Source organism: Nostoc sp., assembly GCF_036917155.1.
In the GTDB taxonomy this organism is placed as follows: domain Bacteria; phylum Cyanobacteriota; class Cyanobacteriia; order Cyanobacteriales; family Nostocaceae; genus Nostoc.
Window position 1 is genome coordinate 14,893 of the sequence record NZ_JBALDZ010000054.1, and the last position, 23,488, is coordinate 38,380.

The window sequence follows — 23,488 nt, forward strand, 5'->3', positions numbered from 1 at the left end:
AAAACTGCCAGTTAATTAACCCAGTTAGCTTTTAGATTAGAACGTTTTGCGTTCTCAAGGCGGATTTATTAAGAAGTATGTAGAACCTGTATCTTAAATGTCTCCAGTCTTAAAAGTGCATACTCCAGTTTGTCTGAGATTAAGTCTAAGTTTTGTAACTAAGTAGAAGTTGGGAACTGTGTGCCGATTGATTTTTTATTTAAACGCATAGGCGCAACTCTTGGAGACGCTACGCGTAGCAAGATCCCCGTAGGGGTACGCCTTCCCGCAGGGTAGGGGTGCAGAGGCACGCAGAGAATTCGCTACGAATTAATAAAATTTTGTACTTAGTCACTGGACAGTGGTTATTAGTCGATGTTAAGTTGTTTTTGCTACTGATTAATTTATACTCACATCTGACACCGTACCGGAAGTAATTCTTAATTTGTGGTGGTTTAATCTGTAACTATCAGCATTTATATATAGGGGAAATACTATGCACAAGAGTTGTAAATTTAACTATTTATTCAATGTTACTTTGTCTGCGATCGCAGTTATTTTAACCATCACTCCGGCAAATGCGCTTCCAGAACAAAATATCAGCACCGTTGTGAAGTGGGCAAAGACTAGACCTCAACTACCAACTCTGAGATACAACAGCGAAGCCCACGGCTACGAGGGTACAAAGGGAAATTTATACTTCTATGCTGATGTCACTTCTGAAAATGGGACAGTGAATAAAGAAGGCATAACCGTTAGTGGTGATAAACGCCTCAAATTCACCACAAAAAATGCCAATGCAGTGAAATTGTTACAAAATATTTATAATTCTAATATTGGCAATGATTTCCAGAAGTCCCGATATATCACCAAAGTTGGACGTGACCAGTTTTATCGTGGGCAAAAGTTTGCTTACATCGCTGCTGAGGTACAAGGTGGGTCATCATTGCAGATAATTCCCTTGAATAAGTTGCAAAAGTTTATAGATAATGCCAAATATTGCCAAACCAATCAGTGCGACGTTTAATTAATTCGTAATTCGTAATGACGCTCGTTCCGACGCTCCTACGTCGCTAACGCTGCGCTATCGCTACCGCTACGCTAACGTAATTCGTAATTTTTGAGTTTGATTAAGCCTGTGGCGTGTAATTTACATAAGCATTATCAGTAAAGAAAGGCACGCAATCACTAACATTGTAAGCGGCGGACAGTTCAACATCTGCCTCAAAACCTTTTTCAATCAACTCTTTACCAGAACTGCATTTTTTCAAGTACCCCAGTAAATCGTGTTGGAAAGCTTGAAATGTTGTCACAGCCAATTCAGCTTCTGGTGATAAACTGCCATGTAAATAACTGAGAATTGCCCCAGCACCAATTAAATCTTCAAATGCAGGGCGTAAGCTACCATCTTCTTTCCACCTCTCACCGGCAGGAATCACAGCGATTTTATCACCATACTTTTGAGCAAACTGCGCTACAGCTTGGCAATTTCGCAAGCAACCAGCCAAAGTTGGTGTAGTTCCAGTATGTAAAGTCAGAAAAGAACCATTAGGTGATGGTAAAACTAGTCTAGTTCCAGCAGGAATCTGAAGCACCGATTTTGGCGAGAGAGAATATCCACTTATTGTCCAACGTTGTCTATGACTTGCCAATTCTGCTCGCACTGATTTGGCATAATCTATGACAGATTCATCTCTGATTGCGTAGGGAAAAATTATCGCGCCGTTGTTGGTGGCAATTTCCACGCAGGTAGAAAAAGAGAGAACGTCAACTATCACAACTACATCACTGATGGGAGCGAGTTCAGCAACTCCTTGTAGACCCCACTCACAGCGTAAATCAAACTCTGATTGGTTGTAAATCATTGGTGTGATCGCAAAAGACAATACGATCAAAATCAAACCACAAATTAACCAAGTCAGTGATCTTAATTTGTCTCAAGGCTAAATTGACCTAAATGTTATAATCAATATAGAACTTGAAAGATCAAAATATTATGAACTTAGCTGTAAAAAGTACCTCTATAACAACTGCACCCAAGTTAACTTATGATGTGCTGATTGAAAATCAACAAGATGGCGAAGTTAGTGCGACAGTACTAGGCTTGCCAGATTTTAAAGCCTCTGGTGTGACTAGAGAAGCAGCGCTAGAGAAACTAATTCAACTTTTACAAGAGCGAGAACCAGAAATAGTAACTTTGGAAATTGAACCTCTCCAAACCGAACATCCTTGGATAAAATTTGCGGGAATGCACAAAGATAACCCTCTTTTTGCTGAGGTGCTGGAATATATAGAAGCGGAACGGAGTCAAATTGACTTGGATAATGAGATAAAGTAAGTATTATGTGGATATTAGATACAGACCATGTTTCGTTATTTCAAAATAGTCATCCACTAGTCACGCAACGCATAAGACAGCAGAATAGTGAAAATTTAGCCATCACAGTGATTACATTTGAGGAGAAAGTTAAAGGATGGCTGAATGTTATCAATAAATATAACAATCAAGCTTCTAAATATGACAAATTAATATGGGGATACAAGGGCTTATGGGATGAAATAAAATATTTCAAAAATATGAAGTTACTTGAATTTGATACTAAAGCTTGTAATATTTATGCTGAGTTAGTTAAGCAAAAAATTCGCGTTGGTACTCAAGATTTACGCATTGCGGCAATTACGCTGTTAGTGAATGGAATTTTAGTAACCCGCAACCGGAAGGATTTTGAGAAAGTTCCTAATTTACGTTTAGAAGATTGGACTATATCTTAAGTTGTCTCAAGGCTAAATTGACCTAAATGTTATAATCAATATAAAACTTGAAATATAAGTTCCTAATTTGCATTTAGAAGATTGGACTATATCTTAAAATTTATAAACTAAAAAACTGCACCATTTAGTACTCATCATAATTTAATCTGAGTTTGATCGCCAAAGTAGCTTAATATTTATTGAGTTATACTGGATAACCTTTCTTGAATTTTTAGTTGATTTACAATACTTTCTTCCAAGAGATGATGCTATTGGATAAGTAGCGGGAAATAAGCAATAGACATCTGGTGAAAATGAATGTAGAGACGTAGCACTGCTACGTCTCTACAAGGATTCTGTATAACGCATATTTAATTTCTGGAGATGTCTAATAGTAATCTTTGCCACTATCCGCTAAACTCAGAAATGCTGCGTTATTCCTCATCATGTCCGATTCCCAAACTGTTAGTGCTGCTGTTGCCAAACTCTACAATACCTACCCCTTTCCGCCAGAAGCCCTGTTGGATGAACCACCTCCAGGCTACAACTGGCGATGGAATTGGCTAGCCGCCCATAACTTCTGCACAGGTCAAAAACCTCAAAAGCAAGATATTCGGATTTTAGATGCAGGTTGCGGTACTGGTGTGGGTACAGAGTACCTAGTTCACCTCAATCCTCAAGCTTCTGTTGTGGGCATTGACCTCAGTACTGGCGCTTTAGCTGTAGCCAAAGAACGTTGTCAGCGTTCAGGGGCTAACCGCGTGGAATTTCATCACCTCAGTTTGTTTGATGTGGAACAGTTACCAGGTGAGTTTGATTTAATTAACTGTGTTGGCGTTTTGCACCATACCCCCGATCCCATTCGCGGTATTCAAGCTTTGGCGAAAAAGTTAGCCCCAGGCGGCTTGATGCACATTTTTGTGTACGGGGAATTGGGACGCTGGGAGATTCAACTCATGCAAAAAGCGATCGCACTGATTCAAGGTGACAAAAAAGGCGACTACCGCGATGGTGTTCAAGTCGGGCGACAAATATTTGCTTCTCTACCAGAAAATAACCGAATTGTCAAATACGATAAACAACGTTGGTCATTAGAAAATAACAAGGATGAATACTTTGCTGATATGTACGTTCATCCCCAAGAAATTGACTACAACATTGAGACGCTATTTGCATTAATTGATGCTTCAGAACTAGAATTTATTGGTTTCTCAAATCCGAGTTTTTGGGATTTAGAGAGACTTTTGGGTAAAGCACCAGAGTTAGTAGAACGGGCAAAAGATTTGAGCGATCGCCAGCTTTACCGGCTGATAGAATTACTAGATCCAGAAGTAACTCATTACGAGTTTTTCCTCGGTCGTCCTCCCTTAATCAAAGCCGATTGGACAGAGGATAACGCTCTACTGACAGCGATTCCCGAACTTAATCCTTGTATTGAAGGATTTCCCAGTCAATGTTTTTTTAATTACGATTACCAGATTGTTAATTTATCTGTAGAAGAGTTTGAGTTTATGCAAAAATGTGATACTCATTCCACAGTTGCAGATATTTTGGCAAGTGTAGAACTGGGATTGGATGAAGTAAGAAGCCTTGTGCAGCAACAGTTGATTTTGTTGACACCAACTTAACTCTCGTCAGATTAAATTTGAAACCCTATTTTGGCGTTTAGTCCGCGCAGGCGGACTTTGCTTGTGTAGCCGCGATTTCTAATCGCTTGGATTATTCTCTCTCCAGAATCATCCAAGAGTGTTGATTACACTGGATTTTGATACGAAGTTAATCAAAGCAATTTATACTCGTAGTGATGAGCGATCGCCCATCACTACTTTTAGTAAATCTAATGTAAATTAGTAAAGTGCCCAAGAAACGCGTTATCGTACATCCAAATAGTTGGAGTTTTTTGGAATTCAGCAGTGGTGCAATGTCTAACGACGATCTGCTACTCTACAATTTCTGATTTGCAGTCCGCGTCTATGCTCCTCAAGCGCCAGTTGATTTGAAGCACCAAGATGCTAGTTATACAAAAACCCTGGAGGACAATTATTATTCACCGAAAAAAAGCGAAATTGGAAGAAATTTTAAATTTTGCAGGCAGTAATTCTTGATAATTCTCCCCTTCACCTCCTCACCTCATCAGCCGCACTCTCACTACTGTGAGCGCGATTTACTGACTGTCTAACGTTGCCAAGAAGTTAATTGTTTTTTCCTAAAGTATTGTTACCGGATCGTGATATGATTCATCTGACTGAATGTGCAGTCATCATATTTAACTGTACTGGTTTCAAGTCCCGTGAGCTTGTCTGACGAATCAATTGCGCCCACTCCGACAACGCAACAAGATGCTAAAACTGGTTCTGAAGACACAGAATCAGGTAACTCCATGCAAGAGTTTTATCAACTCTTCCAGCGATTATTGGTAATCACGCTTGTCTTGACGGGGGTTATTTTTATCTCTGTGTGGATTTTTTATTCCTTAAACATTGCCCTTAATTATTTACTTGGGGCGTGTACAGGTGTGGTTTACTTAAGAATGCTGGCTAAAGACGTTGAGCAACTCGGTAGTGAGAAAACCAGTCTGAGCAAAACTCGTTTTGCTCTGTTTATGGGAGTAATGATCGTGGCAACTCAATGGCGTGAGCTACAGATTCTACCCATATTTTTGGGGTTTCTAACTTACAAAGCCACCCTGCTCGTCTATATGGTGCAAATTGCGTTCATTCCTGATTCTTAAAAAGTCAGGCTCACAAACATAGTAATCCCATCCTCGCTCGTTGGGGAAAATGCTTGAAGAATGCAAATGCTTAGTGTCTTAAACGCCTTTAATTCTTTTCCCCTCGCCGAATTAGAAGTAGGTCAACATTTCTACTGGCAGTTGGGCAATCTTAAAATTCATGGGCAAGTTTTTCTCACCTCATGGTTTGTGATTAGCATTCTAGTAGTGGCTTCAATAGCAGCTACTCGCAATGCAAAAAGAATTCCTAGTGGCATCCAAAATTTGATGGAGTATGCCCTAGAATTTATTCGTGGTTTGGCGAAAGACCAACTCGGTGAGAAAGAGTACCGCCCTTGGGTGCCATTTATTGGCACATTGTTTCTGTTTATTTTCGTATCGAACTGGTCAGGGGCGCTAATTCCCTGGAAGCTCATCAAGCTACCTTCGGGTGAATTGGCAGCTCCCACCAATGACATCAATACGACTGTTGCATTGGCACTGCTGACCTCTTTAGCGTATTTTTACGCAGGTTTTAGCAAGCGTGGTTTGGGCTACTTTAAGAAATATATCGAGCCGACACCCATTCTATTGCCGATCGCAATTCTCGAAGATTTCACCAAGCCCCTCTCCCTAAGCTTCCGGCTATTTGGTAATATTTTGGCGGATGAATTGGTAGTAGCGGTGCTGGTGCTGCTAGTTCCTCTATTTGTACCTCTGCCTGTAATGGCCTTGGGTTTATTTACCAGTGCCATTCAAGCCCTGGTTTTTGCCACCCTAGCCGGAGCTTACATTCATGAGGCAATGGAGGGACACGGTGAAGAAGAGCATGAGGAGCATTAAGCTTCTCAGTTGATTTCTGCAAGCCACACACTTGTGACTTCTATTCATGAGTTAGGCGCTCCATATTTGAATGGATTTGCAGCTTAGTTTAGCCGCCGTCAGTGCCCCGGAGGCTTTAAATGACTGTGGAGAACTTATAAGACCTGGAGTAATCCAGGCGGAGATCGTTGAAGCAGGAATCGCGTGACTTCACGTCAATGCGAGGTTCAAAGCACAGTTCCAAGAGCATATTCGCTCAAAACATCGCAAAGCGCGATCAAAGAACCCAGTGCAGCGTGAAAAACACGTTCTAATCGTTAACGTACCTTTTGTTAGTTTTGTAATCAAAGCAAGGAAAATCAACATGGATCCATTAGTTCAGGCTGCTTCAGTTCTCGCTGCTGCTTTAGCGATTGGTTTAGCTGCAATTGGCCCTGGTATTGGTCAAGGTAATGCTGCTGGACAAGCAGTAGAAGGTATTGCTCGTCAACCTGAAGCAGAAGGAAAAATTCGCGGTACTCTGCTATTGACCTTGGCTTTCATGGAATCCTTGACTATCTATGGTCTAGTGATTGCTCTGGTATTGCTGTTTGCTAACCCCTTCGCCTAATACCTGAAAGTTTTTGTGAGTGTGGAGACGTGAACCATCACGCCTCTACAATCGAAAATATTTTGGTTATCCGTTCTAATTGACTACCAATTTTAGCTTTTGGATTTTGGATGATCAAGAGTTTTGGGTACATTGCCTAACCTTGTCTCCTGAACAAATCTAAGTGCGTAATAGGTTGAACATACTTGTCTTAAAAAGTTGTTCATGGGGGAAACCACGCCAGATGCTCCACTTGGGGAGACCCCATCGCTTTTAGCGTCTCCCCTTGGGAGAAGACCGCACTGGCTCCCTTGGCGCTAGCCTCTCCCTTTGGGAGAAGACCACACTTTTCGCTTTGTACTTGTTCAAAACGGCGGTCTGGACGGATCGTTGCTGGCTGTGGAGGATACTGGAATACCAGTCCCGTGAATCAGCAAATTCTAATCGCGAGGTTAGATGCTCCCGCTACATTGCTTGCAATTAGCGGTGAGAGTTGTCACGAAAACTGCTACTCCAGCCAAAGAGGAGAGAAATGTTTGATTTCGATGCTACCTTGCCCTTCATGGCATTGCAATTCCTGCTATTAGCAGCTTTGTTGAATGCAATTTTCTATAAGCCACTGACCAAGGTACTAGACGATCGCGATAATTATATCCGAACGAATACCCTTGAGTCGCGGGAGAGCTTGGCAAAAGCCGAGCGTTTAGCCGCCGAATATGAACAGCAACTCGCAGACGCTCGCAGACAATCGCAAGCTACTGTAGAAGCCGCTCAACTGGAAGCTAAAAAAATTACTGCCGAGAAAATAGCTGAGGCCCAAAAGGAAGCTCAGACTCAACGAGAACAAGCTGCTGTTGAAATAGAACAACAAAAGCAGGAAGCTTTTCGCACCTTAGAGCAACAAGTTGATGCTCTAAGTAGGCAGATTCTAGAAAAACTATTGGGGCCAACTCCAGTTAGATAAGCTAACGAGACTGGTTCTATGAAAGCTACGCGCAACAGGGCCCTAGTCCAGAGCGCAAAATTTAAGTGTTAAATCAAGACACTTTTTCCCTACGGGATAAAGATACTTTATTTACTACGGGAAAAGATACTTCATTTCCCAAAGGGGGAAGATACTTCATTTCCCAAAGGGGGAAGATACTTCATTTCCCAAAGGGAAAATACAACGTATTACCAAGCGAGCAGCGCACTTGTAAATGGGTATCATGGGCACATTCTTATTACTTGCCGCAGAAGCGAACGCTGTTCAGTCTGAATTGGCAGAAGGCGCAGCAGAAGGTGGTTTCGGTCTAAACCTAGACATTTTTGAAACCAACCTGATAAATCTAGCGATTCTGATTGGCATATTATTTTACTTCGGACGTAAAGTTTTAAGCAACATCCTGAACGAGCGACAATCCAATATTGCCACCGCAATTCAGGAAGCAGAAGGGCGCTTAAAAGAGGCAAAGGCTGCCTTATCTAAAGCACAAGAGCAGTTAAAGCAATCTCAGGCAGAAGCACAACGCATCCGCCAATCTGCTGAAGAAAACGCCCAAAAAGCGAAAGAAGCCTTGTTAGCGAAGGCAGTGCAAGACGTAGAACGCTTGAAACAAACAGCAGCAGCAGATTTAAACACTGAAACTGATCGAGCGATCGCTCAACTGCGGCAACGGGTTGCTACACTAGCATTGCAAAAAGTCGAATCGCAACTCAAAACCGGGATTGCCGACGATGCTCAACAAAGTTTAATTGACCGCAGCATCGCACAACTGGGAGGCAATGTATGACAAGTCAGGTAGCGGCAGCCGAAGTAGCCCAACCTTACGCACAGGCACTTTTGTCAATAGCGCAATCGAAAAACTTGACAGAAGAATTCGGGACAGATGCGCGGACTTTCCTGGGACTGCTCAGGGCAGACAAACAGCTACATAACTTCTTCAGCAACCCGTTTATTCAGTCTGAGAACAAAAAAGCTCTCATCAAACAAATACTCGGTGAAGGCGCTAACCCCTACTTACGCAACTTTTTGTTGATACTAGTAGACAAACGCCGCATTGCCTTCTTGGAATCAATTTTTCAACAATATCTGGCGCTGTTGCGGCAGCTGAATCAAACCGTATTAGCGGAAGTAATTTCAGCCGTTCCCCTCACAGAAGCTCAACAGCAGGCAATCATCCAAAAGGTCATCGCCATCTCCAATGCTCGCCAGGTAGAACTAGAAACCAAGGTAGACAGCGAGTTAATTGGTGGTGTGATCATTAAAGTAGGTTCACAGGTAATTGACGCTAGTATCCGGGGTCAGTTGCGCCGCCTTTCATTGCGCTTAACCAGTGGTTAGAAAGTTAGGAGTTAGGAGTTAGAAGTTAGGAGTTAGAAGTTAGAAGTTAGGAGTTAGGAGTTAAGTAAATAGTAATTTATTTTGACTTTTAACTTGTAATTCTTGCATTTTTAACTCATCACTCTTAACTCATCACTCCTAACTGTTAACTCCTAACTCTTGAATTTTTCAGTCTCGAAAGCAAAAAAGATAGACACATGAGCATATCAATTAGACCTGACGAAATTAGCAGCATTATCCAACAACAAATCGAGCAATACGATCAAGAGGTCAAAGTTGCTAACGTTGGTACTGTTCTCCAAGTTGGTGATGGTATTGCCCGGATTTATGGTCTGGAAAAGGCTATGTCTGGGGAACTTTTGGAATTTGAAGATGGCACAATTGGCATCGCCCAAAACTTAGAAGAAGACAACGTGGGCGCGGTGTTGATGGGTGAAGGGCTGGAAATTCAAGAAGGTAGTTCTGTAACTGCCACTGGTAGAATTGCTCAGATTCCAGTAGGAGAAGCCTTAATTGGACGAGTTGTAGACGCTTTGGGTCGCCCCATCGATGGCAAGGGAGACATCAAGTCCTCAGAAAGCCGTTTGATTGAATCTCCAGCACCCGGTATTATTGCCCGTCGGTCTGTACATGAACCCATGCAAACGGGTATCACAGCTATTGACTCAATGATTCCCATCGGTCGTGGTCAACGGGAATTGATTATCGGCGATCGCCAAACCGGTAAAACTGCGATCGCGATCGACACTATCATCAACCAAAAAGAAGAAGATGTAGTTTGTGTCTACGTTGCGATCGGTCAAAAGGCTTCCACAGTTGCTAACGTGGTGCAAACATTGCAAGAAAAAGGCGCGATGGATTACACCGTCGTTGTTTTTGCTAGCGCCAGTGAACCTGCAACCCTACAATACCTAGCTCCCTACACAGGCGCAACTATTGCTGAGTACTTTATGTACAAAGGCAAAGCTACCCTGGTAATTTATGATGACCTCTCCAAGCAAGCCCAAGCTTATCGCCAAATGTCCCTACTGCTACGTCGTCCACCCGGACGCGAAGCTTATCCTGGAGATGTATTCTACATTCACTCTCGTTTGTTAGAAAGAGCAGCAAAGCTGAGTGACGAATTAGGTAAAGGCAGTATGACCGCCCTACCAATTATCGAAACCCAAGCTGGTGACGTTTCAGCATACATCCCCACCAACGTAATTTCTATTACCGATGGTCAGATATTCCTGTCTTCTGACTTGTTTAACGCTGGTATCCGTCCGGCTGTGAACCCCGGTATTTCTGTATCCCGCGTAGGTTCTGCCGCTCAAACCAAGGCAATGAAAAAAGTTGCTGGTAAGATTAAATTGGAACTAGCCCAATTTGACGACCTGCAAGCCTTCGCTCAATTTGCTTCTGACTTGGATAAAGCCACTCAAGACCAGTTAGCACGGGGTCAACGGTTACGCGAACTTCTCAAACAGCCACAAAATTCGCCACTCTCGGTATACGAGCAAGTAGCAATTCTCTACGCTGGTATCAATGGTTACTTGGATGACGTTCCTGTAGATAAAGTTACAACCTTTACCCAAGGTCTGCGCGAGTACTTAAAGACTGGTAAAACCCAGTATGCCCAAGGAGTACAAGCCTCCAAAGCACTAGGTGATGCAGAAGAAGCTGCTTTGAAGGAAGCACTTAGCGAATACAAGAAAACCTTCAAGGCAGCAGCGTAATTAAAGTGAGGAGTGAAGAGTTAAGAGTTAAAAGTTAATGAAATACTCCTAGCTCTTAACTCCTAACTCCTAACTCCTAACTCCTAACTCAAGAATATGCCCAATCTAAAAGCAATACGCGATCGCATTCAGTCGGTCAAAAACACCAAAAAAATCACAGAAGCCATGCGTCTCGTAGCTGCGGCTAGAGTGCGCCGGGCGCAAGAACAGGTGCTAGCAACTCGCCCCTTTGCCGATCGCTTGGCACAAGTATTGTATGGTTTACAAAGTCGTCTGCGCTTTGAAGAAGCAAACCTACCACTATTGAAAAAACGCCAAGTTAAGTCAGTTGGGTTGTTGGTTATTTCAGGCGATCGCGGTCTATGCGGCGGCTACAATAATAACGTCATCCGTCGTGCAGAAAACCGCGCCAAAGAAATTAAGGCAGAAGGTTTAAACTATCAATTTGTGATCGTCGGGCGCAAAGCTACACAGTACTTTCAACGCCGGGATCAGCCAATTGATGCCACCTACAGCGGCTTAGAACAAATTCCCACCGCAGCGGAAGCCAATCAGATTGCCGATCAACTACTTTCTTTGTTCCTTTCGGAAGAAGTTGACCGCATCGAATTAATCTATACCAGATTCCTTTCATTAGTTAGCTCCCGTCCTGTGATCCAAACCCTACTGCCTCTTGATCCACAAGGTCTAGAAGCAGCCGATGATGAAGTCTTCCGCTTGACAACCCGTGGCGGTAAATTTGAAGTCGAACGGGAGAAAGTGACTAAGGAAGTCCGCCCATTGGCTCCTGACATGATTTTCGAGCAAGATCCAGTGCAGATTCTCGATTCTCTATTGCCCCTGTATCTGAGTAACCAGCTATTGCGGGCGCTGCAAGAATCGGCAGCTAGTGAACTAGCAGCGCGGATGACAGCCATGAGTAATGCCAGTGAAAATGCCGGTGAACTGATTAACACCCTCACCCTGTCTTACAACAAAGCTCGACAAGCTGCAATTACTCAAGAACTCCTTGAGGTTGTGGGCGGTGCTGAAGCACTAACTTAGAAAAATACTTGTTGTGGATCGTGGTCAATAGCCAATTGCTAATGGTTTTAAAATTAGCGATTGGCTATTTTGAGTAATTAGAGCCATATATCTTAACTTGATTAAGTAAGTCGGTGCTAATATTTCCAGCTATTTTAAGGAATTTTAATGTAGTGTTGTCGCCAAGCGCCGCACCGTCAACAATCTCAGGTGCGTTGCTGTAAGGCATAACACACCCGACAGCTAATTTATATTTCTTCATATACATTGAATTTTTCTCACCGACTTACTTAATTACGAATTACGAATTACAAATTACAAATTCAATAATTGCGTATTATAATTGAAGTATGAAACGCATGGGTCCGTCACGGTTTCGACAGGTTGGCGAACGCTGCTCTGTGATTCAGGTCGAGAGTGAGTCTCCTCTCGGAAATCAAAGGCTCAAACAAAAAGTAAATGCGAATAACATCGTTAGCTTTGCTCGTAAGGATGCTCTAGTAGCTGCCTAAACACCTCTTATAGGTTCGAGCGTCTTCGGTTTGACTCCGTTAAGGACTGAAGACCAAACCCCAACGGATGCTCTAGCAAGCGTTCTCTGGTTGGCTTGTTAGCTAAGATTAAATCAGAGCATCCTACGTTCGGGATAATGAACGATTCCCGCCTTGAGGGTCAGAAAGGCTAAACCTGTGAATGAGCGGGGGGTCAATACCCAATTTGGACAGCAGTTCGACTCTGCTCGGATCCACTAAAAATAGTTAACGCGTCGCGGAAGTCCCCACCTTCAATGTACTCATAAGGTGGGGATTGTGAGCGGGGGATAAGGATTGCATCTGGAATTGATTTTTTACTCTTGTCAAAACATTCCACATCCAAATAAACGTAGACGCAAAGCGGTGAAGCAGCGCGGTCTTCGGGGTTTCCCACATGAGCGACTGCTGTTAGCGCAGCGTTAGCGACGTTAGGAGCGTCACCCGGAGGGCTTGCCGCAGGCTACCACAGAGACACAGAGAACACAGAGGAATAAGTCGCTGCTCAAACGAAACGAGTAATTCGAGTCCAAGATGGTTTAATCAGCTAATTATGCTGTTCCTGGGTTTGTGTACGTGCGCTTCCAAACCTCCTTCCCCTTTTTTTCAATAGCCGTCGTAATCGATCTGCACTCAAGTTTACTTGACGCTCAGATGCCAGTTTTTTAGCTAATTGTTTAGAGTTATAAGTCTCTGACTCTTGAGCTAAACAATTTTCGAGATAAACTAAATCTGATTCCGAATATCGGGGTTTTCCTCCTCGACCAGGAGCATCCCATAAACCTGCTAAACCCATCTTTTCCCAGCGATGAAGGGTTTGACGCACTGTTGAAATCGCCCAGTTTAAGCCTTTTGCAATTTCCTCATTTTTTAAGCCGCGAGTATTCAGCAGTAAAACTTGAGCGCGATCCTTAGTACGTTGAGGAATATCTTTGGCTTTTCTCAACTCTTCTAAAGTCAGCTTTTCTTCTTTAGTTAGAAACACTTTTAATCGGCATCCCATAAACAATAACCTTTTACACTTTTTATGTCTATTCACGCCTGCATACATAGTCAACTAGGTATTAATTTTTACGCCCTTAAGACTTGACTACAAGTATTAAGGATGCTGGCATTTTGAAGGCTGCTACGCGAGAAGTATTGCCTTGAGAACGCTATCAAAGTTTGCAATTTATCATCAAAAATGGATTTTTCTAAAAAGTTTGGTATATCAGAGATGACACCATTAACCTACCTATATAGGCAAACCTATTCTTGTCGTAGCTATAAGCTACAGCTTCAAGCTACGACAAGAATAATTTGTTGGCTTTGTCCTGATTAATGTCTAAAGTCGATAATAAAGGACTGTATCATTAAATTTCTGAGATTATTCGTATGGTTACGGAGGTTTATCAAAACTTTAAAAATTATTTTTACGCTAGTTTTCCTTTGGATGAGTAGAAAAAGATATACAGACCTTGTTCCTTTTTATTCAACTAGTCTCTAGAAATTTGCCTTGGTTATCTCTAAAAAAATATTTTTTTCTCGACTTTACACAAAGTTTATATTTTACGTAACCAAATTTTTGATTAAGACAACAACATATTCAATACTCATTGGATTAACTAGTATTAACAGCTTATGTGATGCTTATTGAAAGCCTAAAAAATTTTTTCCTACTTTTCCTACCTTTTCTAATTACTTTTAAGGGAGTATCCCGAAAAAAATAAGTTTTCTACTTGACATATAAATATATTTTCTTACAAAGAAAGGTATGGGGTAGAAGGAAGAAAACTTTAGTTCTAGGTATAGAGATGTAGTCAAAAAAAGAATTTTAAGAGACGCGTAGCGCGACTTGCATTGCGTCCTTGCTACAATCCCATGTTTTAAACATGGGTTCCTCCTGCCTCCTGAAAACATCAAGCATTACAGGTAATTTAGGGTTGGTAAATCGAATAGTAATAAAATATTGTTTAAACTATGCCTTTCTGGTCAAAAAACATAATTGGTATGATATTTTTAAATTAGGATGAGACGAGATAAATCAGCAAAAATCAATACTCAGTAAAGTTGAAAATTTAATTAATGTTTAGTAGATTTTGAGGATTCATATTTATTGCTAAAAAACAGCAATAATTGATACAAGTTAAATTTTTCAAAAACTGATATTCATTACAAATTCAACATTAAATAATAGAGACAATGGGGGCAGAAGAAAAACCTGTTAATTTGCGCTCGGAGACGAATAATGGTAGCGATGTCTACGACCGGCAAGGCCAACGCAGAGAACGTTCAACATCGGCTAACTATACAAACTGTCGAAATTGCCCCTAACACAACGGCGATTCGCTCTCTTGATTGGGATCGCGATCGCTTCGATATCGAATTCGGACTGCAAAATGGCACAACCTATAATTCATATCTAATTAGGGGCGAACAAACAGTTTTGATTGATACTTCTCATCAGAAGTTTCGCAATCTGTATTTAGAGACTCTCAAAGGTCTTGTTAACCCTAAGACAATTGATTACATCATTGTCAGTCACACAGAGCCAGACCATAGCGGCTTAGTAGAAGATGTTCTCCAGTTAGCTCCTAGAGCTACCGTTTTAGCCTCAAAAGTTGCGCTTCAGTTTTTAGAAGGCTTAGTACACGATCCTTTTTCTAAGCGGGTTGTCAAAACTGGCGATCGCATCGATATTGGTAAAGGACACGAAATCGAATTCGTGAGTGCGCCTAACCTACACTGGCCAGATACAATCTTTAGCTTTGACCGCAAAACCCAAATTCTCTACACCTGTGATGCTTTTGGGATGCACTTTTGTGACGATCGCACCTTTGACGAAGATTTAGAAGCGATCGAAGCTGACTTTAGATTTTACTACGACTGCTTGATGGGCCCTAACGCTCGTTCTTTGGTGAATGCCATGAAGCGGATGGGCGAACTAGGGAAGATTAATATTATTGCCAACGGTCACGGCCCTCTACTATACCACCATCTAGATGTTCTGACCGGGTGCTACGAAAATTGGAGCCAAAAACAAGCTAAAGCAGAAACCACCGTCGGCTTGTTTTTTGTCTCAGAATATGGGTATGGCGAACGCCTTGGTCACGCCATTGCCGAAGGTATACTGAAAACTGGCGTTGGGGTAGAAGTACTGGATCTGAGTACTGCTGGGAGCCAAGAAATTCAAGAACTAGCCGGGAGAGCAGCTGGGATCATTATCGGTATGCCCTCGACTACCGCCGCCGCCGCCCAAGCTAGTATCAGTTCGGTGCTAGCTGTTGCCAAGAACAAGCAATTTATTGGGCTGTTTGAATGTTACGGTGGGGATGATGAACCTATTGATACACTCCGCAGACAATTTCTTGACTCTGGCATCAAAGAAGCTTTCCCACCCATTCGGATTAAAGAGACTCCCACTGCATCAACATTCCAGTTGTGTGAAGAAGCGGGTAAAGACATCGGACAATTGCTAGTGCGCGATCGCAACATCAAGCAAATCAAGTCCCTTGATGTCAACATGGAAAAGGCGCTGGGTCGCATTAGCAGCGGACTATATATAGTCACCACCAAAAAAGATAACGTCTCAAGTGCAATGCTGGCATCCTGGGTAACGCAAGCGAGTTTGCAACCCTTAGGATTCACAATTGCCGTTGCGAAAGACCGCGCCATTGATTCCTTAATGCAAGTAGGCGATCGCTTCGTCCTCAACGTTTTGGAAGAAGGCAATTTTCAAGAACTCAAGAAACACTTTCTCAAGCGCTTGCATCCTGGTGCTGACCGCTTTGCAGGAGTAAAAACTCAAACCGCAAAAAACGGTTCGCCGATTCTAACTGATGCTTTGGCATACATGGAATGTGAAATACAGACCAGCATGGAATGCAGCGACCACTGGATTTTATACTGCACCGTCCAAGAAGGTCGTGTCTCCAAAAACGATGGATTGACCGCTGTTCGCCATCGCAAAGTAGGTAATTACTACTAAGGAATTGGGTATTGGGGACTGGGTATTGGGGATTGGGAAAACTCTTCCCTTGTCGCTAGTCCCTAGTTACCATTCCCCAGTCCCTAGTTACCATTCCCCAGTCCCCAGTCCCCAACCCCTAGTCCCTAGTCCCCAGTCCCTAGTCTCTGTTCCCCAACTATAAAACAGCTATGACCAATTCCAAGCCACGCGACGTCCAAGTTTTACCAATTGCTACAAATACTAAAGCTATCAGGGCACGTAGTTGGTCACGTCTGCGGTTTGAAATTGAATACGCACTTGAAAGAGGTACAACCTCCAATTGCTATTTAATTGAAGCTGATAAAACCGCACTTATTGATCCACCGCCAGAAAGCTTTACCGAAATTTATTTAGAGGCATTGCGGCAGACTTTAGATTTACAACGTTTGGATTATATTATCCTGGGTCATTTTAATCCCAACCGAGTTGCAACTCTCAAAGCAATTTTAGAACTGGCACCACAGGTAACTTTTGTCTGTTCTCTTCTCGGTGCGAACAATTTGCGTGCTGCTTTTCTAGAACAAGATTTAAATGTCTTGGTGATGCGAGGGAAAGAAACTCTGGATTTAGGCAAGGGTCATGTTTTAAAATTCTTGCCCACTCCCAGTCCGCGTTGGCCGGAAGGACTTTGTACCTACGATCAGCAAACCCAAATTCTCTACACAGATAAGTTATTTGCAACTCATCTCTGTGGTGATGAAGTGTTTGATGATAACTGGGAAGCGCTCAAAGAAGACCAGCGTTACTACTTTAACTGCTTGATGGCTCCCCAAACTCTTCATGTGCAAGCAGCTTTGGAGAAAATCTCAGATTTACAGGTGAGAATGTATGCTGTGGGTCATGGGCCCTTGGTACGCAGTAGTTTAATCGAACTCACCAAAGCTTATGGAGAGTGGAGTCATTCTCACAACGATCGCGAAATTTCCGTTGCCCTACTTTACGCTTCAGCTTACGGAAATACGGCTACTTTAGCACACGCGATCGCTCTGGGACTAACTAAAGGTGGAGTCGCAGTTAAATCCATCAACTGCGAATTTGCTACCCCTGATGAAATTCGCATCAACCTAGCGCAGTCAGAGGGTTTTATCATTGGTTCTCCTACCATCGGTGGTCATGCACCAACTCCCATTCACACTGCTTTAGGAATTGTGCTATCGAGTGGTGACAATAGCAAACTCGCCGGGGTTTTTGGTTCCTACGGCTGGAGTGGCGAAGCATTTGACTTAATCGAAGGTAAACTCCGGGATGCCGGATATCGCTTTGGCTTTGACACCTTGAAGGTGAAGTTTAAACCTGATGATGTCACTCTCAAATTCTGTGAAGAACTAGGTACAGACTTTGCCCAAGCACTGAGAAAGGCTAAAAAGGTACGCGTACCACAACAAGCCGCTACCCCAGTGGAACAAGCTGTTGGTCGCATTGTTGGTTCCGTTTGCGTGGTGACAGCGAAACTTGGAGAAGTGTCTACTGCAATGCTAGGCGCTTGGGTTTCTCAAGCCACCTTCAATCCACCTGGACTAACTGTTGCGATCGCCAAAGACCGAGCGATCGAATCTTTGATGTATCCAGGCGGTAAGTTTGCCTTAAATATTCTACCTGAAGGCAATCATCAAGATTACATGAAACATTTCCGTAAATCTTTTGCCCCTGGAGAAGATCGATTTGCCAACTTTAGTACAGCAGTTGCGGATAATGGCTGTACTGTCCTCACCGACGCTCTAGCATATTTGGAATGCTCAGTCAATCAACGTCTAGAATGTGGCGATCATTGGGTCATCTATGCAACTGTAGACGAAGGTAAATTACTCAAGCCTGATGCTGTTACTGCCATCAACCATCGTAAAACAGGCACTCATTATTAGGTAGTGAGAAGTTTAACCTCACAAAACTGCTTTTGATAAAAATTCTCTTTTTTCTTGTGGGATAGGCATCTTGCCAGTCCCATTTTTGTGTCTACCACGCTAGCTGCTGCTAATTTTACTACCCGATTTCCTAACAGACTTACCGAGTTAAGATTCTGGATGGCGATGCGATCGCTAACAAAAATTTTTGCAACAATAAGCGATAGAGGCGAACCTCTGTAAGCCCTTACCAAGATATCTGACTTTTCACAGGATGTGGAATCAGAAAAATGGTTCATGCAATTTCAGTATTAAAGCGGAAATAACATAAATTCACCTACTGAAATTCCGCAATTGCCACAAAGACAATTGCAAAAGCGCAGTGTAGCCTTTAACTAGAAAAACACTATCAGGCAGTTTCTAGACAAAACTTTTATATTATTTTGTTGTTCTTATGACTCCAAAACACACCAAAATTAAATTTCCTCTTTGGCAATATCTGAACCAGCCCTTATTTAGCCGCGAGACTAAATTAGTGTTGAATCCCCAACGCTTTGTCTTGATCTGGCGTCTACAACTTCTAGAACGTTGCTGGAGTAAAGAATGTGACGCCAAAGGGCCTCAACAGCATTAGATATCTCCGAAAATGAATGTAGAGACGTAGCAGTGCTACGTCTCTACAAGGACTCTGGATAACGCATATTTAATTTCTGGAGATGTCTATTAGATATTTGAAAAGCTGCTTCACTCAACTAAAAGCTGACAAACTAAGCCTCATCTAAAGAACCTGGCTTTTTGCCATCAAGTAAAGCACTGACAGTCATATCTCCCATGACATTAATTGCGGTGCGGCAGCGATCCAAAAACCAGTCTACAGTAACTAGCAAAGCGATGTACTGGGTAGGTAAGCCTACAGAAGTGAACACCAGTGTCATTGTCACCAGTCCAGCATTGGGAATATTTGCCGCACCTACCGAGGCAAATATTGAGGTAAGGATGACAACTAACTGCTGTGTCAAGCTCAGATGTTGCCCAATTAGTTGGGAAATATACAAAGCAGACATTGCTTCATAGAGGGCAGTACCATCATTATTGAAATTTGCCCCGACTAATGCCCCCAAGGCAGCAGAAGATTCTCTTAAACCGACTTTTGTTTGCAAAACCTCAAAGGTTACGGGCATTGCTGCCGCAGAAGAAGAAGTTGAGAAAGCTGTCAAAAAGGCATCAGAACCGCCAGCGAGAAACTTTAACGGGTGTACCCAAGAACCAAATTTTACTCTGGTGAGGTAGTAGCAAGCTTGTAATACCAGTGCTAACAATACGGCTACGATGAATGCACCCAAAGATTTAAATGGTGCAAAGCCCTGCATCGCAATAGTTTTAGCTACAATTCCAAAGACTGCGAACGGCACTAAGGCAATTACCCAGTTGAGGATGCGGACTACCGCTTCAAATAAAATTCCGATGACATCCTCTATCGGCTGGAATCCATTCTTGCCTTGGGCGATTTGTTCAGATTTTAATCCCCGCAGAACGATGCCAAAACTCAGGGCAATTACAATCAGTTGGATGACATTATTATCAACCAATGGCTTGAGGACAGCTTCCGGGACAGCATCTTTGAGTATTCCCCAAGGATCGAGACTCTGAGCAGTTATTGCCGTACTGGTTGAGGTGGCTACATTACCCCAAGTCCCTGGACGCAGAACATTGGCTACCAAAAGTCCCACTAAAATAGCTACAGTTGTGTTGGTTAAAAGTAGTACTGCCAACCGCCGCCCAGCTGTACCAGGGATATTGGTAGTCATCAAAGTATGCAGCACCGCTACCAGAATTAGAGGTGTAGCCAAAGCGCGGAGAGCCTTTAGCACCAATTCAGCCGGAATTGCTAAATTGTTGATTAAAGCCGTGTTGCTGGGGTTGGGATTCCCTGCACCAAGGGCAATTCCGACACTGACTGCGGCGACTAAGGCGATGACTATTTGCAAGGTGAGAGGGATACGCTGCCACCAAGGGCTAGCTTTGGTTCCAGGCGAAGTAGTTCTCTCTGTTTGACTCATTGGCTAGGTACTGCTTAACTGCTGTAACTATTAAAACAACACTAATGATAGTGACAATTCCCGAAAAAGAACAGCTTTAATTTTGGTTAAAAACTGTTAATGTAAGGTTCCGTTGCTTTGCAAAATCTAGCTCGAAAGGGTATACCACAAGGTAGGCCCCTAGAGGTATCTTGGCTTGTGGTTGGAGATGCTTATGTCCTTTGTTCCTTTACATATTCACAGCGACTACAGTTTGCTCGATGGGGCAAGTCAGCTACCAGAGTTGGTGGATCGAGCGATCGCACTGGGGATGAAAGCGATCGCCCTTACCGATCATGGTGTCATGTATGGAGCCGTTGAACTGATCAAAATCTGCCGTAGTCAAAATATTAAGCCGATAATCGGCAATGAAATGTATGTAATTAACGGTGATATTGAGAAACAAGAACGCCGCCCCAAATATCATCAAGTTGTTTTAGCTAAAAATACCAAAGGTTACAAAAATTTAGTTAAATTAACTACAATATCTCACCTGAAAGGTGTTCAAGGTAAAGGAATTTTTTCTCGACCTTGTATTAATAAAGATTTATTAAAAGAATATCATGAAGGCTTGATCGTCACCAGCGCGTGTTTGGGTGGAGAAGTTCCCCAAGCGATTCTCAGTAATAGACCAGATGCCGCCCGGAAAGTTGCCCAATGGTATAAAGAGGTATTTGGTGATGATTATTATCTAGAAATTCAAGACCACGGTTCTCAAGAAGACCGGATTGTGAATGTTGAAATCGTCAAAATTGCGCGGGAACTAGGAATTAAAATTGTTGCGACTAATGATTCGCATTTTATTTCTTGTTTTGACGTTGAAGCCCACGATGCTTTGCTATGTATTCAAACTGGCAAATTAATTATTGAAGATAAGCGGATGCGTTATAGCGGTACGGAGTATCTCAAGTCTGGTGAGGAGATGCGGCAGCTATTTCGTGACCATTTACCGGATGATGTGATTGTAGAAGCGATCGCTACTACTGAAGAAGTCGCTGATAAAGTTGAGCCTTACCATATTATGGGTGAGCCTCAGATTCCTACACCCCCCATTCCCCCTGGTCATACTGCTGACACTTACGCCGAAGATGTTGCATGGAGCGGACTTTTAGAACGGTTAAATCGCAAATCTCGCCAGGAAGTCGATTCCGTCTATAAAGAAAGATTGGAATACGAACTGAAAATGATTCAGCAGATGGGATTTTCCAAATACTTTTTAGTTGTATGGGACTACATCAAATTTGCTAGAGATAATAATATTCCTGTAGGGCCAGGTCGGGGTTCGGCGGCTGGTTCATTAGTTGCCTATGCAATGCGAATTACTAATATTGACCCCGTACATCATGGGTTACTATTCGAGCGTTTCTTGAATCCAGAACGGAAATCAATGCCTGACATTGATACAGATTTCTGTATTGAACAACGGGATAAAGTTATTGATTATGTCACCGAGAAATATGGTGCAGATAGAGTTGCCCAAATTATTACTTTTAACCGTCTAACTTCTAAAGCAGTTTTAAAAGATGTCGCCAGAGTATTAAATATTCCCTACGGGGAAGCTGACAAAATGGCGAAATTGATTCCTGTAGTACGGGGGAAACCAACGAAACTTAAGGTGATGATTTCCGATCAAACTCCAGAACCAGAGTTTAAAGAGAAATATGATAAAGAACCCCATGTTCGCCATTGGCTTGATATGGCGATGCGAATTGAAGGAACTAACAAAACTTTTGGTGTTCATGCAGCAGGTGTAGTAATTTCCGCCGATCCACTTGATGAAATTGTCCCACTCCAGAAGAATAATGACGGTTCTGTAATTACCCAATATTTCATGGAAGACTTGGAATCAATGGGTTTGTTGAAAATGGATTTTCTGGGTTTACGGAACCTGACGCTGATTCAAAAAACTGTTGATTTAATTCAAGAAACCAAAGGATATCGGATTGATCCTGATGAAATTCCCCGCCAGGAAAGAAAAGCCCAGAGGATATTAGCTAAAGGTGAACATAGCACTTTACCAAAAGATGTCCAAAAAACTTATGATTTATTAGAAGCAGGTGAGCTAGAAGGGATATTTCAACTAGAATCTTCTGGGATGCGTCAGATCGTGCGAGATTTGAAGCCTTCTAATATAGAAGATATTTCTTCAATTTTGGCACTTTATCGACCCGGCCCATTAGATGCAGGACTAATTCCTAAATTTATCAACCGCAAACATGGTCGAGAAAAGATTGATTATCAACACCAAGTTCTAGAACCAATATTAGACGAAACTTATGGAATTATGGTCTATCAAGAGCAAATCATGAAAATTGCTCAAGATATGGCGGGATATTCTTTAGGACAAGCTGACTTGCTGCGTCGGGCGATGGGTAAAAAGAAAGTTTCTGAGATGCAAAAGCAGCGAGAAAAATTCGTAGATGGCGCAGCGAAAAATGGCGTGCAGAAAAAAGTTGCGGATGAATTATTTGAGCAAATGTTGAAGTTTGCTGAATATTGTTTAAGCTATGACACGGAAATATTAACCGTAGAATATGGATTGCTGCCGATTGGAGAAATTGTAGAAAAACGCATCGAATGTACTGTATATAGTGTTGATAATCATGGAAATATTTACACGCAACCTGTAGCACAGTGGCACGATCGCGGCGAACAAGAGGTATTTGAGTATTGCCTGCAAGACGGTTCAATAATTCGGGCAACAAAAGACCATAAATTTATGACTGTTGATGGTCAAATGTTGCCAATTGATGAAATATTTGAACGCGAATTAGATTTGATGCGGGTTGAGGGTTTGCCAAATTGAGAGGAGGGGTATTCAGAGGGTGTAGGGGATAGGGTGTAGGGTGTAGGGTGTAGGGAACCCACGTTTAAAAACGTGAGATTAAGGAAGATGCGCCAATAATACCAGGGTTTGATGGGTTTTAGTCAAGGGCGATACTCTTTGAGAGTCGCTTCGTAAAAAATTTATCATACCATCTCGCTAACCAAATTCATTCGTTTACCAACCAGATCGCCAGATCGCCAGGGAATAGAATTCCCTGTCTAATGGTGCAAGTCCTCTAGAAGAGGACTAGAAAAAACTTGGTTTAATTGTTCACTAGTTTCACATAGTCGTCTTCAGACGACTTTAGCT

The 23,488-nt window shown here is 42.5% G+C and carries 20 protein-coding genes and 1 other RNA gene; 17 read left to right on the top strand and 4 right to left on the bottom strand.

The features are described 5' to 3' along the window. Nucleotides 1–475: 475 nt before the first annotated feature. A complete protein-coding gene (locus V7K67_RS08120) occupies nt 476–1,006 on the top strand; it encodes a hypothetical protein (RefSeq protein WP_335165967.1) in 531 nt (176 codons plus the stop codon). A gap of 103 nt (nt 1,007–1,109) precedes the next feature. Here the strand turns inward: V7K67_RS08120 and V7K67_RS08125 are convergent, their stop codons facing one another. Continuing rightward, nucleotides 1,110–1,844, bottom strand: coding sequence for a 2-phosphosulfolactate phosphatase (locus tag V7K67_RS08125; protein WP_335165969.1), 735 nt, complete (start codon nt 1,842–1,844; stop codon nt 1,110–1,112). Between the two features lie 131 nt (nt 1,845–1,975). Here V7K67_RS08125 and V7K67_RS08130 point away from each other — a divergent pair, with 131 nt between their 5' ends. The 12 genes from V7K67_RS08130 (at nt 1,976) to ssrA (ending at nt 12,666) form a co-directional block, all read left to right on the top strand. Continuing rightward, entirely contained in the window at nt 1,976–2,317 is a 342-nt protein-coding gene (locus V7K67_RS08130; RefSeq protein ID WP_334733985.1) for a hypothetical protein, read from the top strand. 5 nt (nt 2,318–2,322) lie between these two features. Further along, nucleotides 2,323–2,751: a type II toxin-antitoxin system VapC family toxin gene (locus tag V7K67_RS08135; protein ID WP_335165971.1), complete on the top strand. Its 429-nt coding sequence runs from the start codon at nt 2,323–2,325 to the stop codon at nt 2,749–2,751. Nucleotides 2,752–3,176: 425 nt separating this feature from the next. Continuing rightward, nucleotides 3,177–4,358, top strand: coding sequence for a class I SAM-dependent methyltransferase (locus V7K67_RS08140; protein WP_334733983.1), 1,182 nt, complete (start codon nt 3,177–3,179; stop codon nt 4,356–4,358). 662 nt (nt 4,359–5,020) lie between these two features. Then, nucleotides 5,021–5,461, top strand: a complete 441-nt coding sequence (locus tag V7K67_RS08145) for an ATP synthase subunit I (RefSeq protein WP_334733994.1) — start codon at nt 5,021–5,023, stop codon at nt 5,459–5,461. A gap of 60 nt (nt 5,462–5,521) precedes the next feature. Continuing rightward, the gene (atpB, locus tag V7K67_RS08150; RefSeq protein WP_334709470.1) at nt 5,522–6,283 is read left to right on the top strand and encodes a F0F1 ATP synthase subunit A; all 762 of its coding nucleotides are present in this window, start codon (nt 5,522–5,524) and stop codon (nt 6,281–6,283) included. Nucleotides 6,284–6,626: 343 nt separating this feature from the next. After that, nucleotides 6,627–6,872, top strand: a complete 246-nt coding sequence (gene atpE / locus V7K67_RS08155) for an ATP synthase F0 subunit C (protein ID WP_013192016.1) — start codon at nt 6,627–6,629, stop codon at nt 6,870–6,872. Between the two features lie 511 nt (nt 6,873–7,383). Beyond that, nucleotides 7,384–7,815: a F0F1 ATP synthase subunit B' gene (locus tag V7K67_RS08160; protein WP_334709471.1), complete on the top strand. Its 432-nt coding sequence runs from the start codon at nt 7,384–7,386 to the stop codon at nt 7,813–7,815. A gap of 235 nt (nt 7,816–8,050) precedes the next feature. Further along, a complete protein-coding gene (locus V7K67_RS08165) occupies nt 8,051–8,623 on the top strand; it encodes a F0F1 ATP synthase subunit B (RefSeq protein WP_334733982.1) in 573 nt (190 codons plus the stop codon). Beyond that, nucleotides 8,620–9,174, top strand: coding sequence for an ATP synthase F1 subunit delta (gene atpH, locus V7K67_RS08170; RefSeq protein WP_334733981.1), 555 nt, complete (start codon nt 8,620–8,622; stop codon nt 9,172–9,174). The genes V7K67_RS08165 and atpH overlap by 4 nt, the downstream gene beginning before the upstream one ends. 197 nt (nt 9,175–9,371) lie before the next feature. Next, on the top strand, nt 9,372–10,892 hold the full coding sequence (atpA, locus tag V7K67_RS08175; RefSeq protein ID WP_334709474.1) for a F0F1 ATP synthase subunit alpha: 1,521 nt from the start codon (nt 9,372–9,374) through the stop codon (nt 10,890–10,892). A gap of 96 nt (nt 10,893–10,988) precedes the next feature. Then, on the top strand, nt 10,989–11,936 hold the full coding sequence (locus V7K67_RS08180; RefSeq protein WP_334709475.1) for a F0F1 ATP synthase subunit gamma: 948 nt from the start codon (nt 10,989–10,991) through the stop codon (nt 11,934–11,936). 340 nt (nt 11,937–12,276) lie between these two features. Further along, nucleotides 12,277–12,666: a transfer-messenger RNA gene (gene ssrA / locus V7K67_RS08185) on the top strand. 326 nt (nt 12,667–12,992) lie between these two features. On the opposite strand, the gene V7K67_RS08190 is transcribed toward ssrA, so the two are convergent. Continuing rightward, complete coding sequence (locus V7K67_RS08190) at nt 12,993–13,448, bottom strand: helix-turn-helix domain-containing protein (protein WP_334709477.1); 456 nt, start codon at nt 13,446–13,448, stop codon at nt 12,993–12,995. A 1,224-nt stretch (nt 13,449–14,672) separates the two neighbouring features. Here V7K67_RS08190 and V7K67_RS08195 point away from each other — a divergent pair. Then, on the top strand, nt 14,673–16,412 hold the full coding sequence (locus tag V7K67_RS08195; RefSeq protein ID WP_334733978.1) for a diflavin flavoprotein: 1,740 nt from the start codon (nt 14,673–14,675) through the stop codon (nt 16,410–16,412). A gap of 170 nt (nt 16,413–16,582) precedes the next feature. Then, complete coding sequence (locus V7K67_RS08200) at nt 16,583–18,295, top strand: diflavin flavoprotein (protein ID WP_334709479.1); 1,713 nt, start codon at nt 16,583–16,585, stop codon at nt 18,293–18,295. Here V7K67_RS08200 and V7K67_RS08205 read toward each other — a convergent pair. Further along, nucleotides 18,292–18,573 (bottom strand): hypothetical protein, encoded by a 282-nt coding sequence (locus tag V7K67_RS08205; RefSeq protein WP_334733977.1) that lies wholly within the window; start codon nt 18,571–18,573, stop codon nt 18,292–18,294. The two genes, V7K67_RS08200 and V7K67_RS08205, sit on opposite strands and share 4 nt — an antisense overlap. A gap of 155 nt (nt 18,574–18,728) precedes the next feature. On the opposite strand from V7K67_RS08205, the gene V7K67_RS08210 reads away from it, so the two are divergent. Then, nucleotides 18,729–18,908 (top strand): hypothetical protein, encoded by a 180-nt coding sequence (locus tag V7K67_RS08210; RefSeq protein WP_334709481.1) that lies wholly within the window; start codon nt 18,729–18,731, stop codon nt 18,906–18,908. Nucleotides 18,909–19,041: 133 nt separating this feature from the next. Here the strand turns inward: V7K67_RS08210 and V7K67_RS08215 are convergent, their stop codons facing one another. Further along, entirely contained in the window at nt 19,042–20,334 is a 1,293-nt protein-coding gene (locus tag V7K67_RS08215) for a dicarboxylate/amino acid:cation symporter (protein WP_335165975.1), read from the bottom strand. Between the two features lie 193 nt (nt 20,335–20,527). On the opposite strand from V7K67_RS08215, the gene V7K67_RS08220 reads away from it, so the two are divergent. After that, nucleotides 20,528–23,158, top strand: a complete 2,631-nt coding sequence (locus V7K67_RS08220) for a DNA polymerase III subunit alpha (protein WP_334733976.1) — start codon at nt 20,528–20,530, stop codon at nt 23,156–23,158. The last annotated feature ends 330 nt before the right edge of the window (nt 23,159–23,488 follow it).